The sequence below is a fragment of the Paenibacillus sp. MT86 genome (genome assembly GCF_058792535.1).
Genome location: NZ_CM179499.1, coordinates 6,456,218 through 6,476,193, shown reverse-complemented (window position 1 = coordinate 6,476,193; position 19,976 = coordinate 6,456,218). Strand labels below are relative to the sequence as shown.

General features: G+C 48.2%; 20 protein-coding genes. All 20 read left to right on the top strand.

Going from position 1 to position 19,976, the window contains the following annotated elements; genetic code table 11:
- Nucleotides 1-67: 67 nt before the first annotated feature.
- A complete protein-coding gene (locus tag AC3RCL_RS29585; protein ID WP_492533528.1) occupies nucleotides 68-565 on the top strand; it encodes a hypothetical protein in 498 nt (165 codons plus the stop codon).
- 183 nt (nucleotides 566-748) lie between these two features.
- Nucleotides 749-1,036, top strand: coding sequence for an alpha/beta-type small acid-soluble spore protein (locus AC3RCL_RS29580; RefSeq protein WP_492533526.1), 288 nt, complete (start codon nucleotides 749-751; stop codon nucleotides 1,034-1,036).
- A gap of 226 nt (nucleotides 1,037-1,262) precedes the next feature.
- Nucleotides 1,263-2,468 (top strand): methionine adenosyltransferase, encoded by a 1,206-nt coding sequence (gene metK, locus AC3RCL_RS29575; RefSeq protein ID WP_213580658.1) that lies wholly within the window; start codon nucleotides 1,263-1,265, stop codon nucleotides 2,466-2,468.
- 451 nt (nucleotides 2,469-2,919) lie between these two features.
- Nucleotides 2,920-5,622 carry a phosphodiester glycosidase family protein gene (locus AC3RCL_RS29570; protein ID WP_492533523.1) on the top strand — a complete coding sequence of 901 codons (2,703 nt, stop codon included), beginning with the start codon at nucleotides 2,920-2,922 and terminating at the stop codon, nucleotides 5,620-5,622.
- Nucleotides 5,623-5,667: 45 nt separating this feature from the next.
- Nucleotides 5,668-6,822 (top strand): sensor histidine kinase, encoded by a 1,155-nt coding sequence (locus AC3RCL_RS29565; protein ID WP_009594214.1) that lies wholly within the window; start codon nucleotides 5,668-5,670, stop codon nucleotides 6,820-6,822.
- Nucleotides 6,823-6,826: 4 nt separating this feature from the next.
- A complete protein-coding gene (locus AC3RCL_RS29560) occupies nucleotides 6,827-7,549 on the top strand; it encodes a response regulator (protein ID WP_009594205.1) in 723 nt (240 codons plus the stop codon).
- A 343-nt stretch (nucleotides 7,550-7,892) separates the two neighbouring features.
- The gene (locus AC3RCL_RS29555) at nucleotides 7,893-8,315 is read left to right on the top strand and encodes a hypothetical protein (RefSeq protein ID WP_015737728.1); all 423 of its coding nucleotides are present in this window, start codon (nucleotides 7,893-7,895) and stop codon (nucleotides 8,313-8,315) included.
- Between the two features lie 560 nt (nucleotides 8,316-8,875).
- The gene (locus tag AC3RCL_RS29550; RefSeq protein WP_492533520.1) at nucleotides 8,876-10,774 is read left to right on the top strand and encodes a helicase-related protein; all 1,899 of its coding nucleotides are present in this window, start codon (nucleotides 8,876-8,878) and stop codon (nucleotides 10,772-10,774) included.
- Nucleotides 10,775-11,168: 394 nt separating this feature from the next.
- Complete coding sequence (locus AC3RCL_RS29545; RefSeq protein WP_492533518.1) at nucleotides 11,169-11,759, top strand: ComF family protein; 591 nt, start codon at nucleotides 11,169-11,171, stop codon at nucleotides 11,757-11,759.
- Between the two features lie 113 nt (nucleotides 11,760-11,872).
- Nucleotides 11,873-12,283: a TIGR03826 family flagellar region protein gene (locus AC3RCL_RS29540; protein ID WP_009594229.1), complete on the top strand. Its 411-nt coding sequence runs from the start codon at nucleotides 11,873-11,875 to the stop codon at nucleotides 12,281-12,283.
- Nucleotides 12,284-12,370: 87 nt separating this feature from the next.
- Entirely contained in the window at nucleotides 12,371-12,667 is a 297-nt protein-coding gene (flgM, locus tag AC3RCL_RS29535) for a flagellar biosynthesis anti-sigma factor FlgM (protein ID WP_015737724.1), read from the top strand.
- On the top strand, nucleotides 12,664-13,164 hold the full coding sequence (locus AC3RCL_RS29530) for a flagellar protein FlgN (protein ID WP_492533516.1): 501 nt from the start codon (nucleotides 12,664-12,666) through the stop codon (nucleotides 13,162-13,164). Before flgM ends, AC3RCL_RS29530 begins: the two co-directional genes overlap by 4 nt.
- A gap of 18 nt (nucleotides 13,165-13,182) precedes the next feature.
- Entirely contained in the window at nucleotides 13,183-14,757 is a 1,575-nt protein-coding gene (gene flgK / locus AC3RCL_RS29525) for a flagellar hook-associated protein FlgK (RefSeq protein WP_492533514.1), read from the top strand.
- 12 nt (nucleotides 14,758-14,769) lie between these two features.
- A complete protein-coding gene (flgL, locus tag AC3RCL_RS29520) occupies nucleotides 14,770-15,663 on the top strand; it encodes a flagellar hook-associated protein FlgL (RefSeq protein ID WP_492533512.1) in 894 nt (297 codons plus the stop codon).
- A 13-nt stretch (nucleotides 15,664-15,676) separates the two neighbouring features.
- Nucleotides 15,677-16,252, top strand: coding sequence for a DUF6470 family protein (locus AC3RCL_RS29515; RefSeq protein ID WP_492533510.1), 576 nt, complete (start codon nucleotides 15,677-15,679; stop codon nucleotides 16,250-16,252).
- Between the two features lie 75 nt (nucleotides 16,253-16,327).
- Nucleotides 16,328-16,792: a flagellar assembly protein FliW gene (gene fliW, locus AC3RCL_RS29510; RefSeq protein WP_492533508.1), complete on the top strand. Its 465-nt coding sequence runs from the start codon at nucleotides 16,328-16,330 to the stop codon at nucleotides 16,790-16,792.
- Nucleotides 16,770-17,021, top strand: coding sequence for a carbon storage regulator CsrA (csrA, locus tag AC3RCL_RS29505; RefSeq protein ID WP_492533506.1), 252 nt, complete (start codon nucleotides 16,770-16,772; stop codon nucleotides 17,019-17,021). The genes fliW and csrA overlap by 23 nt, the downstream gene beginning before the upstream one ends.
- A 164-nt stretch (nucleotides 17,022-17,185) precedes the next feature.
- Nucleotides 17,186-18,013: a flagellin N-terminal helical domain-containing protein gene (locus AC3RCL_RS29500; RefSeq protein ID WP_492533504.1), complete on the top strand. Its 828-nt coding sequence runs from the start codon at nucleotides 17,186-17,188 to the stop codon at nucleotides 18,011-18,013.
- Nucleotides 18,014-18,090: 77 nt separating this feature from the next.
- Nucleotides 18,091-18,435, top strand: a complete 345-nt coding sequence (locus AC3RCL_RS29495) for a flagellar protein FlaG (protein WP_492533502.1) — start codon at nucleotides 18,091-18,093, stop codon at nucleotides 18,433-18,435.
- A gap of 23 nt (nucleotides 18,436-18,458) precedes the next feature.
- Entirely contained in the window at nucleotides 18,459-19,964 is a 1,506-nt protein-coding gene (fliD, locus tag AC3RCL_RS29490) for a flagellar filament capping protein FliD (RefSeq protein WP_492533500.1), read from the top strand.
- Nucleotides 19,965-19,976 lie beyond the last annotated feature (12 nt).

Sequence of the window (19,976 nt, the reverse complement as noted above, 5' to 3'; positions counted from 1 at the left end):
TCTTTAGAGCCCATTCTTTTCGAATGGGCTCTTTTATTTAAAATCGTCGAAATATAAAGGAGTTAAGATGAAAACTAAGAGTATATTATCGAGTTTAGCGATTTTATCCATTGGAATATTAAGTGCTAGCATCCTCAACACCCCCGCCGACGGTGCCGGCACCACCCCCGGCACCACCGACGACCCGGTCGTCACTAAAAGCTACGTAGATCAACAAATCCAGCAAGTACTGAACGGTGGTGGTGGAGGGAATACCAGCCCAACCAATCCTACACAACCATCACAAGGTGCCGATGAAGTCAAGAATGTTGCTCTGAAGCCAGGCAAGATTCTGATCGCCGACGCAGGGACCGAGTTCATCGTGCGTTCAGGTAATGCTGTGATCTACACAGAAGTGGCTAGCGGCGTTGCGGATCTTACTGATGGTAAAGACCTGTTAAACGGCGAAACGGCGCCTAAGAACCATCTGCTTTCCTTCCCGCGTGAAGGTCGTGGTATCCAGGTGAAAGAAGGGCAGACAAGCAATCTGATTGTCATGGTACGTGGCGGTTACACCATTAAATAGTGTCCACAAATTAGGGGTGTTAGCCCCTGACAATATTGCCTCTTCCACCAAGTAAGTGATAACTTTCTTCCGGTACAATCCTCTTATAATTATTGCCAGTTGTGACAACGTTTTATACGTGTTGACGCTGTGTTCTCGACAAATAATAACTTCTGTAAATACCAATACAGGAGGTGTGTTTTCATGGCACGCAGCAGTCGTAATCGTCAAGTGGTTCCGGAGAGTCGTGAAATGCTGAAGCAAATGAAATACGAAATCGCAGCTGAGTTTGGATTACCGGTGGGATATGGCAGCAGCTTGTATGGAGCGGATACGGAATTCGGTTCAGAGCTTGGAGCCATCGGAGGAAGTTCCTCCAGCCGTCGTGCTGGATGGGGGCATCTGACATCCCGCGAGAACGGATCCGTTGGCGGAGAGATCACGAAGCGTTTGGTTCAAAACGCCGAGCAAAGCCTCTTCGGCAGACTATAGTCATTTTTCGATATAAGACGGAACTTATTCTTGATTAACATCCGATTGAAAAACCCAAGAAAATCCTTGAAAAACAGCTCACAAACTGGATTGACACCTGGTAACAAATAAGTTAATATGCATGTTGAGGATTGTACATTTCAAACCTTTTCCTGTCGGAAAAGGTTCATTTTTTGTGTAGGACCTCTTGATATAACACATACTATTCATATGGGAGGTTGATCTCATGTCTTTAACAGGGCGACGTTTATTTACATCTGAGTCCGTAACTGAAGGACATCCGGATAAAATCTGTGACCAGATTTCTGATGCGGTACTCGATGCTTTTTTGGCTAACGATCCGAACGCACGCGTAGCTTGTGAAGTTTCCGTTGCGACTGGTCTTGTTTTGGTCATTGGTGAAATTAGCACTAAATCTGAATACGTGGATATTCCATCCATCGTACGCAATACCGTGAAGGAAATCGGGTATACCCGTGCTAAATACGGTTTTGATTCCAATACATGCGCGGTGTTGACATCGCTGAATGAGCAATCGGCCGATATTGCACAGGGGGTAAACGCTGCACTGGAGAATCGTGATCCTTCCCAAGTGGACAAGGAAACCGAGAACATTGGTGCTGGTGACCAAGGTCTAATGTTTGGTTTTGCAACCAACGAGACGCCAGAATTGATGCCTCTTCCAATTGCATTGTCTCACCGCATCGCTCGTCGTTTGTCCGAGGTTCGTAAAGACGGTACGCTGGATTACCTGCGTCCGGACGGTAAAACTCAGGTGACGATCGAGTATGACGGCAATACGCCGGTTCGCGTGGATACGATCGTGGTATCGACTCAACATGCCGAAGAAGCAACACTGGAGCAAATTCAAAAGGATATTAAAGAACAAGTCATTCTTCCTGTCGTACCGGCTGAATTGCTGGACGCAGAAACTAAATACTTCATCAACCCTACCGGCCGTTTCGTCATCGGTGGTCCTCAAGGCGATGCTGGTCTGACTGGCCGCAAAATCATCGTGGACACCTATGGCGGCTACGCTCGTCATGGCGGCGGTGCATTCTCCGGTAAGGATCCTACAAAAGTCGACCGTTCCGCTGCTTACGCGGCGCGCTACGTGGCTAAAAACCTGGTTGCCGCAGGACTCGCGGACAAGTGCGAAATCCAATTGGCTTACGCCATCGGTGTCGCAAACCCGGTGTCGATCAGTGTCGACACATATGGTACAGGTAAAGTAAGCGAAGAGAAGCTGGTTGAGCTTGTGCGCAACAACTTTGACCTGCGTCCGGCTGGAATCATCCGCATGCTGGATCTTCGTCGTCCGATCTACAAGCAAACGGCGGCGTACGGACATTTTGGACGTACTGACCTGGATCTGCCTTGGGAACGCGTTGACAAAGCCGAAGCGCTGAAAGAACAAGCTGGCGCAAACTAAGGTAATTTTAGGATATGTTCCGGATATATAGTTTAGGCATGTGCCATTCCATTTTTCTTTTGAAAAAAGGCACATGCCTTTTTGTGTTTAAAATCCTCTCAAGATGTAGCGATGAAACTGGAGATGGAATTAGAATTTATGACAAAAATGCAATAATTATAAAGCTGATGTCTAGTATAGGTGTCGGCTTTCTTTGATTAATAAATGGTAATAGAGGAATATATTTTATGACAAACTAGTTACTTTTAGATGAAAATATAGTAACATAGGATTGATTTACATAGGCTCCTAAAAAATGCCGCTACAATTTTGCTAAGACTTGGTGTACGATACGCGAAAGTGTTTTTTTTATAACAAATTCGTAACTTTTCCTCAAAAATGAAGTCTATTAAATAGAGACTTTATATGTTCGGCATCCGTGTTGAACGAGAGATGGGAGAGTTACGATTACATGGTTAGTCAGGGGAAAACACTGAAGTCTGCAAAATCAGGCGTGGGCAAGAAATGGTTGATTATCACATTGGCCGGGGTCATCTGGGTGGGCCCTGTGCTGAGCAGCGGCATACCGGTGATAGGGAATCTATCAACTTCTTCGGTAGCATACGCGGCAACCACATCAGCGAAGAAGCTGGGTGAGGAAATCATTACGTCCGGCGCGGTTTTGATGAAGTATCAGTATATCAACAGTGCCGGCGCGAAATCGCTGGCGAATGTCATCCTGGTGGATCTCAACAACAAATATGTGAAGCTGGATGTCATGACAGGGCAAGGCAATCAATTTACAACAAGACAAAGCACGGGCGGAATGGCGAAGGAAAACGGTGCAGTAGCAGCGATCAACGGGGATTTCTTTAACACCGGCAGAGAAGGAGCCCCGATGGGCGCTCAGGTCTCGAATGGTCTTTTGATGTCGTCGCCTTCGGATCTTAAAGGCATGTATGCTTTTGCCGTAACGAATGACGGAAAGCCGATCCTGGACGAGTTTGCTTTTTCGGGAAGCATTACCGCCGAGAACGGAACGACATTCCCGCTGGCAGGCATGAACAAAACCGCATACACGCCGGAGGGAACCGGATCGAACTACAGCCATGTGAACGCAGCTTATATATACACAAGTGCATGGAAGGCTCTCGAGCGTCCGAAAAACAGCTCTAGCACACCGACCGAAGTGATGGTGACCGACGGAGTTATTACGGATATTTCGGTGATGGCCGGAATACCTTCGGCAGTTCCGGAAGGAAGCTACATTCTTCGTACGCATGGCGCCGCAGCCGAGTTCGTGAAGAACAACCTGGCCGTAGGCCAGAGGTTAGAAGCGGATTATGCGCTCGTATCGAAAAAGACCGGTCAAAAGCTGGATCCTACGAATCTGCAGATGATGATTGGCGGACATACGATCCTGGTGGATAACGGCAAAGCGACGTCCTTTTCAAGAAACGTGAATGATCTTGGAGGCAATCGTGCGCGTACGGCGGTGGGTTACTCCAAAGACGGACGTTACGCCTACCTGATCGCAACGGAGAGCAACGATAACAGCAAAGGCATGACGCTGCAGCAGCTTCAGGATTTCATGACGAAGGTTGGCGTTTGGAAGGGAATGAACCTCGACGGCGGCGGATCGACCACGATGGTCAACCGTCCATTAGCCGAGATGAATACCCAGCTGACCTTCAACACGGAGTACGGGACGACGCAGCGAAGCATCGTTAATGCACTCGGCGTGTTCTCGACGGCGCCTAAAGGCAGCTTGAAGGGCTTGAAGGTGAGCGGCAGCAACACACTGCTGATCGGGCAAATCGGAACATATCAACTCAAGGGCTATGATACTTACTATAATCCCATTGAGGCTGGCTCGATTAAACCGACCTGGAAATCCAGCAATGGCAACCTTGCGGTTAACGGCCAAAGCATAAAAGCAACGAAGCCGGGCACATCGACCCTGACGGCGGTAAGCGGCAGCACCAAAGCGACGATGCAGGTCAAGGTGCTGGGTGCGGATGATCTCGTTGCCTTGACTACAGGCGTTTCCAGTGCACCGCTGCAGGCTGGAACGAGCGTTTCCGTACCGGTAACCGCCGTAACGAGCAACGGCCAAAGCTTGGAGGTTCCGAGCAGTGCGCTGAAATGGGAGTTTATCGGATTCAAAGGCAGTGTCAAAGACGGCCGCCTGACCGTATCCTCCGTGAACAGCAATACGAAAGTCGGTTATGCCATCGCACGTTATGATGGATTTAGCACAGTCGTTATTTTGTCGGCAGCAGGCGAGAGCACGTGGGAGAACTTCGAGAATGTAAATTACCCTGTGAAGTTCACGACCAACGTGCCTGCAGTTACCGGGACGGCAGCGATCCAAAACGGCAGCGGAACAAGGGCAACCTCCAAAGTCTTGAACCTAACCTATGATATGACAGGCGGGCTGGGACAAAAAATGTACGCTTATGCCGAGCTGAATGGCACGACAGGCAAAACGATTCCTGCACAGGCAACGTCCATGACGATTGACGTGGAGGGAGATAACAGCCTGAACTGGCTGCGTGCGGAGCTCAAGGACAATAACGGGAAAACCGTGTACGTCGATCTGGCTAAGGCGATTGATTGGAGCGGCTGGAAGACGCTGAGCATCGATTTGAGCGGATATAACATTGCGTTCCCGGCTCAGATGAAGCGGCTGTATGTCGTGAACGTGGAAGAGGGCCAGGACGAGCGTGCATTGACTGGGGCTGTATCTTTTGATGATATCCGCTTCACGATGCCGTCCCTGTCAGGAAATGAAGGACTTCCAACCGGTAAAGCGGTCATGACCATTGGGCAAAAATCGCTCATGCTGAATGGTTCGAAAGTGGCAATCGATTCCGCGCCAATCCTGAAAAACGGAACGACCTATGTTCCGATTAAGCATGTGCTCGACGCCTTCGGCGGGCAAGCGACCTGGAACCAATCCGCGCAGCGGGTAGGCGTCCTGAGAGGCGGCATGCTCATGGAATTGACGGTAGGCAAAAAGGAATTCATCCTCAACGGTAAACGCAGTTCGGCGGCTGTGGCACCTATGGTTCAAGGCGGTAGGACTTTGGTCCCTCTTCGTCTCGTTTCCGAGCAATTAGGCCTTAAAGTAAAATGGGACAAGAACACGAAGACCGTTACGATCGAATCATGATATGGTATGATATGTATATGAAACGTTAGAAATGGAGTAGAGTGCGTGGATTATCAAGCCGATGCCATCGACCGTGTCATAAAAAATGCCATCAAAGTGATGGAGGACAGCAAATACCAAATGTTCGAAATATTGGAGGCGTCGCGGCAGGAGCTCGCGTCTCTCAATCATGAACTGCAGCGGACATTAAAAGAAACGACGGAAACCTTAGAGAAGGTGGATCAGCTGGAGCTGAACTACCGCCGTTCCCGGATCCGGCTGACCGAGGTCAGCCGGGATTTCGTCCGGTACAAGGAAGAGGACATCAAGCAGGCGTATGAGAAAGCAACGCAGCTTCAGCTTGACCTCATGATCTACCGGGAGAAGGAAATGTATCTGAAAGCAAGACGAGATGAGCTGCAGAAGCGGGTTCGCAATGTCGAGAACTCGGTGGAGCGCGCAGAATCGATCGGATCTCAGATGGGCGTAGTGTTGGAATACTTGTCCGGCGAGCTGGGCCAGGTATCCCGAATCATCGAATCTGCGAAGAACAGACAGGTCATTGGACTCAAAATTATTCTGGCGCAGGAAGAAGAACGGAAGCGCATATCCAGAGAGATTCATGATGGACCTGCGCAATTGCTGGCGAATCTGGTTCTTAGGACGGAAATTGTAGAAAGAATGCTTGCAAAGCAGGAATTTAAGATGGTGCAGGACGAAATAGTAGATTTGAAGGGCCAGGTGCGTTCGAGCCTGGAGGAAATGCGAAAAGTTATCTTCAATCTGCGTCCAATGGCACTCGATGATCTAGGATTAATCCCCACACTGCGTAAATATGTGCATGATTATGAAGAGAAATCGAAAATCCGCACGATCTTCGAGACACGGGGGAAAGAGCATCGTCTCTCTTCTGCGATGGAGGCGGCCATCTACCGGTTGGTGCAGGAAGCACTTTCGAATGCTGCAAAACATGCTTACCCGACTTATGTGCTTGTTGAAATCACGTACCAGGCGCAATTGGTCAAAATCGTGGTACAGGACAATGGCCTGGGATTCAATGTCGATTTGCTGGAGCAGAAAAGCAAGGACCACTTTGGGTTAATTGGCATGCGGGAGAGGGTTGAGCTGCTCGAAGGGAGAATGGAGATCGATTCAGCCGAGAATCAAGGAACCAAGATCGTGATTCATATCCCGACGAACGTAGAAAAGAGAAAGGAGTAATCGGATGGAACATTTGGAGAAAGAGAACACGATTATCAAAGTATTATTAGCGGATGACCACCAGCTGTTTAGGGAGGGTCTGAAACGCATACTGAATATGGAGGACGACATTGACGTAATCGGCGAATGCGGCGACGGCATTCAAGTGCTGGAGTTCTGCAACGAAGTGAAGCCGGATATCGTGCTGATGGACATCAACATGCCGACCGAAAACGGCGTTCAAGCGACCGAGAAACTACGTGAAATGTTTCCTGAGATCAAAGTTATTATTCTGTCGATTCATGACGACGAAAGTTATGTGTTTGAAACGCTCCGTAAGGGAGCGAACGGTTACCTCCTGAAGGATATGGAAGCCGAGTCACTGATTAATGCGATTCGTTCGGTACATGAAGGATATGCATTTATCCATCCGAAAGTAACGGGCAAGCTGATCCACCAGCTCCGCCGGATGACGTATGTAAACGAAGCAGGCGCGATGGCGGAGAGCGGTTCGCGTGAAGCTGGAGTCAAGTTTGTGGCAGGCGAGAACAACCCATTGACAAGGCGCGAAGCGGAAGTGCTTAGACTAATGGCCGAAGGCAAGAGCAACAAGATGATTGGGGAATACCTGTTCATTAGTGAAAAAACTGTAAAAAACCACGTCAGCAGCATCCTGCAGAAGATGGAAGTGGACGACCGTACGCAAGCGGTTATCAACTCGATCAAATATGGCTGGGTGACGTTGTAATCGCCGATCCGAATGCACGGACGCGTCTTACATAGGGAGGGAACTGCCAAGGGCGGTTCCTTTTTGTTATGAGAAATTAGAGGTTTACAGCATGGCTGAACTCTTTCGGTAACTAGCATACATAAAAAACAACTGCTTATACCGCTGCCTGTTATTGATTAAAGTACGAGGGCTTTATTGGTATCGCAAGAACGGCGGCCTATCTTGTAGAGGGAATGTCGAAACGTCTTCCTTATGGCAAATAAGCCGTTCCCGACAAGTTCCGTGTGGGCACCGGTTACATAACTGTCACCGTCCTTTCCTAGTCAGCATATATTGTTGATAAGAGAAGGAGGTGAGTCTCATGGTTGCCCAATTGCTGTGGATACTCGCGGTGTACGGGATCGCTGTTGCTCTGGTTCATATCGTGCATGCCCGTCATCTCCGAAGAGCTAGTGAAGGCACGGGGCGGCGCAGACATTATGTGCTGATCACGTCCAACCATGAGCGGCAGGTGGAATGGTATTTGAGAGCCCTTTCCTGGTATGCCCTGCTGAGCGGGACGCGCGTGCGCGTCACCGTCCTTGATGACCAGTCGTATGATGATACGTTAAAGATTGTCAAGAGATTGACTCATTTGTCCGGAATTGAACTGGTATACGGGACTTGGAGATCCGGTGATCCGGCATCACAAGAAACGGATGTCGATCCGAATGAAGACGAAGTCATACGGGTCGATCTGAGAAACCCGATGGAGGCTGTTCAGATTCCATATGTACAGGGATAAACATCGGCAAGTTGTTTTGGTTCCCGGGATGATACTCATATTGTTGAAGGCGTGAAGCACACTCCGAGCGTATAGCGAGGGGTGTGCTTTTTGCGTTTATTGGCGTATTGGGGTGGAAGATGTAGGGATCAGATGCTTATAAATCGTAGCAATGACAGTATTCGACAAATGGCGTTGTGCAATGGAGATCTGAGCGTTGAGGAGAGAAACAAATAGGAAATGGAAGTCACTGCAGTTAGATCAGGACGATCGTGCTTTATATTGATTTGGAACTAACTCAAACTATGGCTTGAGATTCTAACTTCTATTAGCAGGATCGGCTAAAGGGTTTGAGTTGTTGAAGATGGGAAGATAGGTATTTGAGAAAGAAGCCCAATTAAATCGTTATTCACGGAGCTCTATCGAATCTTCATATAATGCTTCCCCGACTGGTATTAGATGACCATATTTTTTATGAAACGATCTGAAAAGCAACTGAAGCATGTTGTGAACTACCAAGTTCCAGTACCCATACATGATCTTAAAAGCTGTTTATATGTCTCAATATTGGAGTTGATGTCATGCAGATTGCCATTTATGCCATTCGAGAAGCAGAGAAATGGAATTGCTATCTCTCGCTAGATATGAGGGTGGATCTTCAATGGTGGTATGGAAGAATGAGAAAAGCGGATGAAAGGGCTGGTACACCGTTATTGGTGCTGCTGTCCTCTCGAGTACCACTGGGATGGGCCGTTGAAATCCAAGCGAGATTTCAGCCGATTCCAGACATGGATCGATGGGTGAAGTCGGATTGGCAGAGATTTATGTACCAGGCATTAAATCCGTTTTTACTGCAGGAGCCGGAGAGCAGCAGATCTAAATGGAGCGTATTGCTGCAGGGAATCCAAGTGATGGATGGGTCCTATCTAAGTTCCCTGATCGAAAAGGGAGTCGTGATGGAGTGGGAGGAACTGGTGCAGCAGGCGGAGCTGCAGATCGAGTGCATGGCAGGACGAGCCTTGCTTGCCGGCGAGGTCGAGGCATTGCTAGGGGAGGTCGCCGTGGGCACCGGCGACTGGCGCGCTGCGGCCCAGCTTGGCGTCCTGCTGGGCCGCCTGCGCTTGGAAGCGGGGCTGGCACAGCCCGCCCCGCGCAAAGGGCCCGGCTGGCTCCGCCGCCGGGCCATGGCCCTACGCTGCCGGCGCTGCGGCAGCGAGGCCAAGAGCCGCACGGCATGCGCCGCGTGCGGCTCGGCGGCTTGCGCCTATTGCGAGGCCTGCCTCGCAATGGGGCGCAGCCGCGCTTGTGCCCTGCTGCTGCATGGCACAGCAGGGTCGGCCGTGCGGGGCACGGCCGGGGGTTCCCCCACCGCGGCCTTGGGCCGGTGGGGGCTTAGCGCAGCGCAGAGCGCCGCCGCTGGCGCTGCGCTGCGGTTTTTGGCGGAGCCGCCCGCAGGGGGCTCCGCGGTGGGTGCCGCCCGGTTTCTCATCTGGGCGGTGACCGGTGCCGGAAAGACCGAAATGATCTTTCCGCTGCTGCAGTCCATTCTGGATGCGGACGGGCGCGTCTTGGTCGCCGCGCCAAGACGGGACGTGGTGCTGGAGCTGGCACCTCGGTTATCCAAGGCTTTTCCCGAGGAAACAGTGGTCACGTTATATGGCGGAAGTCCGGACCGTTGGAAGCGGGGAAGCATCACGCTGGCAACGACGCATCAGCTGCTGCGATTCAGGGGAGCTTTTGATCTGGTCGTGATCGATGAGATTGATGCCTTTCCCTATCATAACGATCCGATGCTGGATTACGCGGCCAAGGGTGCTTGCAAACCAGGGGGGAAATATATCTATCTGTCAGCTACCCCGCCAACGCCTCTACAGCGGGAGGCAGCTGCGGGTCGATTGCCACATGCGAAAGTTCCAGCACGCTTCCATGGGTATCCGTTACCCGTTCCTAAGAAACTGAAAATGTTTGCGGTGAGCCGCTGCCTACAAGAAAAAAAGCTTCCCCCACTCCTGGTTCGAAGCCTGAGTGCCTCTCTGAGACGCGGAGCTCAAGTGTTCCTGTTCGTTTCCCGGATCAAGCATATTGATCCTATTCTGGAACTGCTCCGCAAGGCGATTGCCACTATGCCGATTGAAGGGACTTCATCCATCGACCCGGAGCGGGCGGGCAAAGTGATGTCCTTCCGAAACCGCGAGATTCGCTTGCTGGTGACAACAACCATTCTTGAACGCGGGGTAACGGTTCCCAAAAGCGATGTGTTTATTTTGGATGCAGATAGCGAGCTATTTGATGAAGCGGCCTTGATACAGATGGCTGGACGTGCGGGCCGATCCAAGGATTATCCAGCAGGTAGGGTAGTGTTTGCTGCGCCGCAATGGACCAGGTGCCAAAGCTCGGCAGTTCGGCAAATCAAGGCGATGAACCGAATCGCTGGTAAAGGCGGGTATTTACGTACAGTTCAAGAGTTGACGGGTAAATAGGAGGGGTGACTGGGAGTAAGCGTGTGGGCGTTAATTATAGTTCTCGTCCTCCTGATGTAATCTAGTCTTTTATCCGCAGAGCCGCATTCTTTTTTCAATCTAACCTGGAAAGGAAGGTGCGCCTTTGATATCCAACGTCTTAAGCCAACTCCTCGGACACATGCATCGAATGCTTAAACCGATTGACGAAATCTGCCTCACTTGCGGGAAAATAGGCTCATGTAACCAGGAACTTCCGGGGATATGCCATGCCTGTTATCGGCAGATCCCATGGATTTTCAAACCCCGATGCTTGCGATGCGGGCGGGGAATCGGTTGTCCGGACTGTACTCGTTTAGGCGTGAACGATCGAAGCTTTGTTTTAAATCGGAGTGCGGTAACCTATGACGCGCAGATGAGAGAGTGGCTGGCCCAATATAAATATAGGGGGAATGAGCGGTACGCGCCTCTTTTGGTCGAGATGCTGCTTAGAGCCTTTACGATGTTCCATCGAGAGGCGAACGTCCGTATGGGCGATCATCGTTTGCGGAACGCGCATAGTGTGCCTTGGATCATACATGCCGTTACTTCGGTTCCGGTCAGCCAGGAAAGGCTGCGGGAGAGGGGGTTTAACCAGGCGGAAGTACTGGCAAAGGGACTCGCGGCTAGCATAAAAACTCCTTATGTTCCGCTGCTGGAACGTAACCGTCATACGGATAAACAGAGTTTTAAGAGCCGGATGGACCGGCTAAAGGATATGGAGGGTGTTTTTGGCGCGTTACAGCATGCACCCGAAATGTTGTGGTCTGTAAGTAAGCGGGGCGCAGCGAATACCGGTTCTCCAGAGGGGATATCATGGACCATAGGGCCTCTCCGTATATTACTCGTCGATGATATCTATACCACCGGGAGTACGATTAACGCTTGCGCGCAGGTTTTGCGAGGATACGAATCCTTCTTGGAAATGCCCATCGAGATTTATAGTTTAACCTGGGCCCGCTCATAAACAACCGAAATAGGAAAAATATGTGGATTCTCCTTTCGAATGATAGACGTAAGCCCTCAGATAATGTAATCTAGGGGTATCAAAGGTTCTATGTGGCATGGAGGTTGTTGAGCATGAATTTGGGGAATTGCCCTCGGTGCGGCAAGTTATATACGGTAAATATTCGGGAAATGTGTCCTGAATGCATGAAAGTGATTGAGAAGGAATACGAGAAATGCGCAACCTTCCTGCGTGAGCAAAAAGGCGCAACCATCCATGAGGTATCTGAGGCTACGGAAGTATCCGTGCGGCAGATTACGAAATTTATCAAGGAAGGCCGGATCTCGATTGCGAACGCGCCGAACCTGGCGTATCCTTGCGAAGTGTGCGGAACGTTGATTCGCGAGAGCAATATGTGCGAGTCCTGCCGGACCCGATTAACGAGAGAGCTGAGGCAGGCGGCTGCCGGCGACCAGGAACATCAGCCTGGGTCCCGCAAAGACAGAGAGACTTATAGTGCAGTCGATAAACTGCGCAAATACTAACTTTTGAACTATTAACAATGTTTCATATCCGGCCGATAAACTTAGTAAAGCTTATCGGTCTTTTATTTTAAGTGAGGTGAATAGGGCGTGAAGATTAACGAATCGGGACGTGTGAACGGCATCAATTCGTATCAACGGAATATTGAATCTCGGGAGATGCAGCATATCGATAAGAAGAAACGCCGCAAGGATGAAGTATCAATCTCCCCGGAGGCGATGGAACTGAGTGCACAGAGTAAAGTACAGGATCCGGAACGCGCGGAGAAGATCCAGCGTTTGAAGGAAGCTGTAACCAACGGCACATATGAAGTGCCGGTTGATCGTTTGGCAGACAAATTACTCCCGTATTTTCAATCCTACAATAAATCAGGTGAGTCCAAGTGAGTGCTAGATCCATAATCGAATATATGAAGCGTCAGGATGAGCTGCATCAGCAGCTCATAGAGGCAGGGGAAGATAAAAGGCAAGCCATTCTGGATAATGATGTGGAACGTCTTACAGCGGTCATGACCAAGGAGAACCGCCTGCTGAAGCAGGTGGCGGAAACGGAAGCGCTGCGTCAAGGTGCCGCAGATGATTTTTTGCGTGAGAAGGGCATCCGCTCCCAGCTTCAGCTGACGGTTACTGAAATGACTCGTCTTGTATTTAACCCGGATGAAAAAACAGAGCTGCAGGATGTGCAGCAGCAATTGATGGATAGGCTTATGGAGCTCAAAGAACTGAATGCCATGAACCGGGAACTGATTGAGCAGTCTCTGGCATTCATAGATTATAGCTTGAATTTATTAGTCAGCCGTCCGGAGGATGATATGCTTTACCAGCATCCGCAACATCAGAATCCGGCTGGCAAAGGCCGAAGCATGTTTGATACCAGGGCATAAGCAGAAAGGAAAATGTAGATGAGATCCACATTTCATTTGCTCGAAATCGGAAAGAGGGGCTTGATTGCCCAGCAAGCTGCACTTAACACAGCTGGTCATAACGTAACGAACGCTAATACGCCGGGATATTCCCGTCAGACTACACGCCTGGTCGCAGCTAACCCGATTGCTTTTCCGGGATTGCAGCGCTCTCAAGCGGCTGGTCAGCTCGGGATGGGCGTAGAAGCGGCGAGTATTCAGCGGGTTCGGGATTTCCTGTTGGATATCGAATACCGCAATCAGAACACGAATTTGTCGACATGGAGCGTTCAGCAAGAGACGCTTTCAAATATTGAGGGGATTTTTAACGAGCCTTCGGACAGCAGCCTGAGCGCAAGTATTGCAGAGTTCTGGACGGCTTGGCAGACGCTGAGCAAGAATCCAAGCGACACCGATTTGTCCGCGCGTATGGCGGTTCAACAGAAAGCGATCGCTTTGACGGAGACGTTTAACCATATTTACTCACAACTGGATACCCTCAGCAATAACTTGACGTCTCGCATCGACACCAAGGTAGCAGAAGCTAATAACTATATTGAGCAAGTGGCGGAATTGACGCAAAGCATTAAACGCATCGAGGGTCTTGGCGATAACGCGAACGACCTGCGCGATAAGCGGGATCTGCTCGTTGATCAGCTATCATTGCTCGGAAACGTCAATGTCACGGAGACCGGTGACGTTTATCAAGTGACGTTTGGCAACCAGGTCGTGGTTGATGATATGACGTTTACCCCGATTACAAACGCGATTGCGGGTGCATTGACTGGCGGGGAGATTGCCGGTTATGTGACCTCCCGTGATGTGCATGTTCAAGGGTATATCACCCAGTTGAACATTATGGCCAATACACTGGCTACAGGAAAAGTAGAAGTGACACTGCCCGCTGGAACTATTCTTCCTCCAGGTGTCAACATACCGAATGCGGTTATGGATGCGAATAATCCGCGTAAACTCGCAGAGGATACCAAGCATACCGTAGATGGTCTCAATGGGCTGCATAAGCTGGGTTACACCCTGAATGAGCCAGCGACAACCGGCGGCGATTTCTTTGTCTCTGCTAATGGAGGGCCGATTACGGCGGGGAATATGAGGCTTAGCCAGACCATTCAATCCGATCTGAAGAACATCGGCGCCTCCCTGCGGACCGAAATGAAGACTGATCCGGTGAACGGTACGACATCCGAGGTGGTTCTGAAAGGGAACGGCGGCATGGCGCTTTTGATCGCCCAACTGTCAGAACGTACGTTTAATTTCAATCCGAATAACAACAATGGTTCAGTAACGGATATCACTAATTTTGAAGGATATCTGCAGTCCGTTATCTCCAAATTAGGTACGGACAGCAGTAATGCCATCAAGATGGTGGAGAACGGCACGTTGCTGGTTGAACATGCAGATACACTCCGCCTATCGATTAGCAGTGTATCGCTTGACGAAGAAATGTCGGATCTTATTCGCTTCCAGCATGCTTACAGCGCATCATCTCGTGTGGTCACTACCATTGATGAGATGTTGGATAAATTAATTAACGGTACCGGCGTCGTCGGCAGATAGGAGGAATAAATTATGCGCATAACCCAATCCATGATGACTAGCTCCATGATGAGCGGCCTGCAAGGCAACTATCGCAGACTGGATAAGTATCAGGAGCAAATGATGACCCAGCGCCGGATTAATCGTCCTTCCGACGATCCGGTGGGTGTTGCAAGTGCTCTCCAGTATCGTGGCCAGATTACTGCTACGACGCAGTTTGAGCAAAATGCGGATGATGCGGATGCATGGCTTAAATATGGTGATACGGTAATGACCGAAGTTACACAGATTATCCAAAAGCTTTCGGAGCTGGCTGTGCAGGGCGGAACGGATACGGTACCGGCCGACGCTCGTGCCAATATTGCCGCAGAAGTAGATCAGCTATTTCAACAGCTGGTTTCTCTTGGGAACTCTCAATTTAAGGGAAAGTATATTTTTAATGGCGAGAGAACCGATGAGAAGCCATTCCCCGATGATCCAACGCAAACCGCATATGCTTTGGATGACGGCGAAGTGAGATATCAAGTAGGTGCTGGAATCACGGTGCCCGTGAACACCTTGGGAGAGCAAGTGTTTGGAGTATATGGAGACACCTCGGGAATATTTGCTGTGGTGGATAATCTTAAGAAGGCGCTGCTTGCAGATGATACTGCTGGTATTCAAAGTGCTGTTCCTTCATTACAGCAGAGTCTGGAGACGACAATTACCGCCCAGGCGGAGATGGGCGGTAAACAAAATCGCCTGGAATTTACGCTTAGCAGACTTGGCGATTTAAATTTAAACTATATGGATCTTCAATCCAAAGTTGAAGACGCAGATATATCCAAAGTCATCATCGGCTTAAAAACATCGGAAAGCGTGTATCAAGCCTCTTTGGATACCATGGCTCGCATTATTCGCCCAAGTCTCCTTGACTTCTTGAGATAGTGGAGGGATTATCGTGAATATTCCCCGAATTCAAATTCAGCAAGGCTATTCGCAAATCGGCTTACAAGTAACGAAAGGGCAACAAAGCATTGAACAAACAAGGCCTACCATCAACATGACCCAAAAGAATGCGACACTGGAAGTAGCGCAGGCTAAGGGAACCCTGGAGATCGATTCAAGGAAAGCCTGGTCTGCTTTAGGAAAGGCTCGCTTCGAAGAAGTGACCGATCGGATAGCCCAAGTTTCTCTGCAAATCTCCATGGATAATATAGCTGAAATTGCCCGTAACGGGGATCGTATGATGGCTACGCATGAAGGTGGACATGTTTTTGCGGACATCGCCAGGGAATATGTATTTAAAGTAGACCGTCCTATTGAGATAGCAGGGGAGCCCGGATATGATAATGTAGATATCAACTACTCGGCGGGTCAAGTTCAAATCAATTACATTCCAGGGGGCGTTAGTTTTAACCCCGAAATATTTAAGCCCGTGATTGACTATTATCCCGGTAAAGTAAACCCTTATCTAATTAATCAGAACTTTATATTCATGTCAGCAAACGGCAAACGTCTAGATGCCGTGGTTTAGGCGCTGATATACAATAGCTATAATGAACGTGAGTTCATTATAGCTATTGTCGTTGATAGAAGGAGGAGGAAATCTGTGATTGTTAATACCAAAAGATTTGGTCAGGTTCAGGTCGCCGAAGACCAATTAGTAACGTTTATCAAACCAATTCTGGGATTCGAAGATTCCAAAAGCTACTTCATAATGAACTCGGAAGGAAATGAAGGGTCATTTGAGTTTTTACAATCCGTAGAGGATGAGAATCTAACGTTCATCGTTATGGATCCTTTTGCATTTTTTAGCGACTATGAATTTCAGTTAAAATCCGATTGGATAGATACTCTTCATTTGGAAGGGGATCAAGATGTCAGGGTGCTGGTGATCGTTACGGTTCGCTCTGAATCTGAGATTACTTGTAACTTGAAAGCGCCTATCATCCTCAATAAAAAAAATCGGTTTGCAGCCCAAATCGTATTGGAGCAAGGAAAATACGCAACCAGGCAGCCCCTTATAGCGTTGGAGAAGGGAGCGGGTTCAAATGCTGATTCTATCCAGAAATAAAGGACAAAAAATCATGATCAACGATAATATCGTTCTGTCCATTATCGACGTGCAGGGGGATCAGGTGAGAATTGGCATCGAGGCGCCATCCGATGTCACTATCTATCGGGAAGAAATATACGAAGCAATTAAAGAACAGAATAATGATGCGACTCAATTTACGGGCAACATCCAGGATATTTTACAGCAAGCTTTTGTTAAGCAAGTAAAGAAGAATAATTTGAAATAATTTTCGAAAAAATCATGAATCAGCTATAAACTTGGAAACATGTTTGCCGATAAATATAATATGGGTCGGAAGATATGGCAGTGACGGCCGTATGCTATGTCTCGACTACAATAGGGTGAAGCAAGGATGCTAAGCACCTACACATTCCAAGGAGGAATTATACTATGCGTATTAACCACAATATCAGCTCTTACAACACACAGCGTCAATTGACTTTCAACAACACACAACAAAGCAAATCCCTCGAGAAACTGTCTTCTGGTTACAGAATCAACCGTGCTGCTGACGATGCTGCTGGTCTGGCAATCTCCGAGAAAATGCGTAACCAGATCCGTGGTCTGGAGCAGGCAAACCGCAACGCTTTGGATGGCATTTCCTTGATTCAAACAGCTGAGGGTGCATTGAACGAAACTCACTCCATGCTGCAACGTATGGCTGAGTTGTATACTCAAGCAGCTAACGAAGTATTGACTACTGCGGATACAGCTAAGATCGATGCTGAGATTAGTCAATTGACATCACAAATTGATTCCATCGCTAGCCAAACTAAGTTCAACACGAAAGAGTTGATCAGTGCTGGTGTTGATGGTAACCAGTTGACATTCCAAGTTGGAGCAAATGCAGGGGATACAATTTCCATCACTCTTTCTGCAGCTGATGCAGGCTCTCTTGACCTGGATAATTTGGCTGCTTTGGACGATGGTCTTAACGCTACTGCTGCTTCAAACTTGCAGATTGTACAAACGGCTATCGACACTGTTTCCGCGATCCGTTCTGATCTTGGTGCTGTTCAGAACCGTCTGGAGCATACCATCAACAACCTGGGAACGACTTCTGAAAATCTGCAAGCTGCGGAATCCCGTATTCGTGATGTTGATATGGCGAAAGAAATGTCGGAATTCACGAAGAATAATATCCTTCAACAAGCTGCAACAGCAATGTTGGCGCAAGCTAATCAGCAACCACAAGGTGTGCTTCAATTACTTCGTTAATTTTTTGCAGCTCATGGAAGCCGGCCGGATTATCCGGTCGGTTTTTTTTATAAAGAATAATGAAGGAGTTGCCGTGGATGCGTGTTGATTCTGTTAAAGAGTATACTACAACACAACATGACACAAGGACGAATAACACAAATAAAACGTTGGATATGGATCAGCAATCTGAAATCAATATTTCAGCATCATCGATTGGGGATAAATATTTCAATGAGATGATAGAAAAGACTAATAAGAAATTGGCTTTGGAGAATACTCATTTACGTCTATCGGTGCATGATATGAGTCACCAAATTGTCGTAAAGGTTGTTAACACAGAGACCGAAGAAGTTATTAGGGAGATACCGCCCGAGAAATTTATTGATCTCGTCTATAACTTATGTAAACAGGTTGGTTTGATTTTAGATGAAAGAGGCTAGTCGAACAAGGAGGTGCAGATTGTATGATATCACCTATACGATTTGGCGGGATAGCATCGGGACTTGACACAGATACCCTTATCAAACAGTTGATGAATGCGGAGCGAATGCCATTAAATAAACTTAATCAACAGAAGCAGAAGCTAGCATGGAAACGCGAAACATATCAGGATATGAATACCTCCCTAAACGCATTAAGGGGCCTTGCCGATAAAATGAGGTTTTCATCTGCATTTAATAAGCAGGCAGCCACAAGTAGCAATGATAGCGTTGTTAAGGTCGCGGCATCTTCTGTGGCCGTTGGAGGCAGCTATAGTATTCAGGTGAATCAATTGGCATCCACAGCATTTGCTGCTGGGGATGGAACAACGATCGCAAACGTGAAAGACAAACTCGGTGTAACCAGTAATCAGACATTTACTATAACGGGGCCACAAGGTAGTCCTCAAGGTGACATTACTATTACAGTTAATCCCGATTCAACATATGAGTCTGTAATGAAACAGGTAAACAGTGCGAATAAGGGTGTTAACCTAAGCTTTGACAGCATTAACAAACGGTTTATGTTATCTACCACGGCTACAGGTGAGACAGCGACTATAAGTGTTAATGATCCAAATAATGTCTTCCAAAACTTCTTTAATATCGATGTTGCTTCCTTTCCTATTCAGGGAAAGAATGCTATTGCGACGGTTAACGGTACGACCATGGAGGTCGCTAATAACTCATTTGAATTTAATGGAGTTCGATTCGATCTTAAGGGCACTTCGACGTCAGCGGTTTCTGTAACAGTTGCCAGAGATACTCAAAATGTAGCAACGCAACTAAAGGATTTTGTCACGCAATATAATGCATTGGTTGATGTAATCAATGGGGCAACCACAACTACACCAAACCGTAGTTATACACCACTTACCGATGAGCAGAAGGAAGCTATGACGGAGAAGCAGATCGAGATGTGGGAGACGAAGGCGAAAGTGGGACTCTTGTATCGGGATAGCATTCTACAAGATACTTTATCCTCTCTTAGAGGAATGCTGATCAATAATGTCAAAGGTTTGCCTGATGAGTTTAACGGACTTGCAGATATAGGTATTACTTTCAAAGCTTATGTTAAGGGTTCACAGAACGAGCTAGGCAAGCTTGAACTTAATGAGCAAAAGCTTCAGGAGGCTCTTAATAAAGACCCAGATGCCGTCATGAATATGTTTACTAAATCTAGTAACTTATCACCAGGTGATCAAGGTTATATCGAAGGAACGGGCTATGGTGAAAGGTTGTACAGTGCTTTAAATACTAGCATTAATAAAATAATTAAGCAGATCGGCACAACCAAAGTATCAGATAGTGCTGACGGCAGTTTAATGGGCCAACAGTTCCGTGATCTTAACAGCAGAATTCACACCTTGGAAGATCGACTTAAATCTGTCGAAGAGCGCTACTATAAGCAGTTTACCGCCATGGAGAAAACACTGCAAAAACTGAATTCGCAGGGCAATTGGATCGCACAGCAGCTGGGAGGACAATAATCTCGTTCTGTA

What these genes read in the sequence shown, in the direction of transcription:
- AC3RCL_RS29585 (WP_492533528.1), top strand. Translation starts at nt 68, where the DNA reads ATGAAAACTAAGAGTATATTATCGAGTTTAGCGATTTTATCCATTGGA.
- AC3RCL_RS29580 (WP_492533526.1), top strand. Translation starts at nt 749, where the DNA reads ATGGCACGCAGCAGTCGTAATCGTCAAGTGGTTCCGGAGAGTCGTGAA.
- metK (WP_213580658.1), top strand. Translation starts at nt 1,263, where the DNA reads ATGTCTTTAACAGGGCGACGTTTATTTACATCTGAGTCCGTAACTGAA.
- AC3RCL_RS29570 (WP_492533523.1), top strand. Translation starts at nt 2,920, where the DNA reads ATGGTTAGTCAGGGGAAAACACTGAAGTCTGCAAAATCAGGCGTGGGC.
- AC3RCL_RS29560 (WP_009594205.1), top strand. Translation starts at nt 6,827, where the DNA reads ATGGAACATTTGGAGAAAGAGAACACGATTATCAAAGTATTATTAGCG.
- AC3RCL_RS29555 (WP_015737728.1), top strand. Translation starts at nt 7,893, where the DNA reads ATGGTTGCCCAATTGCTGTGGATACTCGCGGTGTACGGGATCGCTGTT.
- AC3RCL_RS29550 (WP_492533520.1), top strand. Translation starts at nt 8,876, where the DNA reads ATGCAGATTGCCATTTATGCCATTCGAGAAGCAGAGAAATGGAATTGC.
- AC3RCL_RS29545 (WP_492533518.1), top strand. Translation starts at nt 11,169, where the DNA reads ATGAGAGAGTGGCTGGCCCAATATAAATATAGGGGGAATGAGCGGTAC.
- AC3RCL_RS29540 (WP_009594229.1), top strand. Translation starts at nt 11,873, where the DNA reads ATGAATTTGGGGAATTGCCCTCGGTGCGGCAAGTTATATACGGTAAAT.
- flgK (WP_492533514.1), top strand. Translation starts at nt 13,183, where the DNA reads ATGAGATCCACATTTCATTTGCTCGAAATCGGAAAGAGGGGCTTGATT.
- flgL (WP_492533512.1), top strand. Translation starts at nt 14,770, where the DNA reads ATGCGCATAACCCAATCCATGATGACTAGCTCCATGATGAGCGGCCTG.
- csrA (WP_492533506.1), top strand. Translation starts at nt 16,770, where the DNA reads ATGCTGATTCTATCCAGAAATAAAGGACAAAAAATCATGATCAACGAT.
- AC3RCL_RS29500 (WP_492533504.1), top strand. Translation starts at nt 17,186, where the DNA reads ATGCGTATTAACCACAATATCAGCTCTTACAACACACAGCGTCAATTG.
- AC3RCL_RS29495 (WP_492533502.1), top strand. Translation starts at nt 18,091, where the DNA reads ATGCGTGTTGATTCTGTTAAAGAGTATACTACAACACAACATGACACA.
- fliD (WP_492533500.1), top strand. Translation starts at nt 18,459, where the DNA reads ATGATATCACCTATACGATTTGGCGGGATAGCATCGGGACTTGACACA.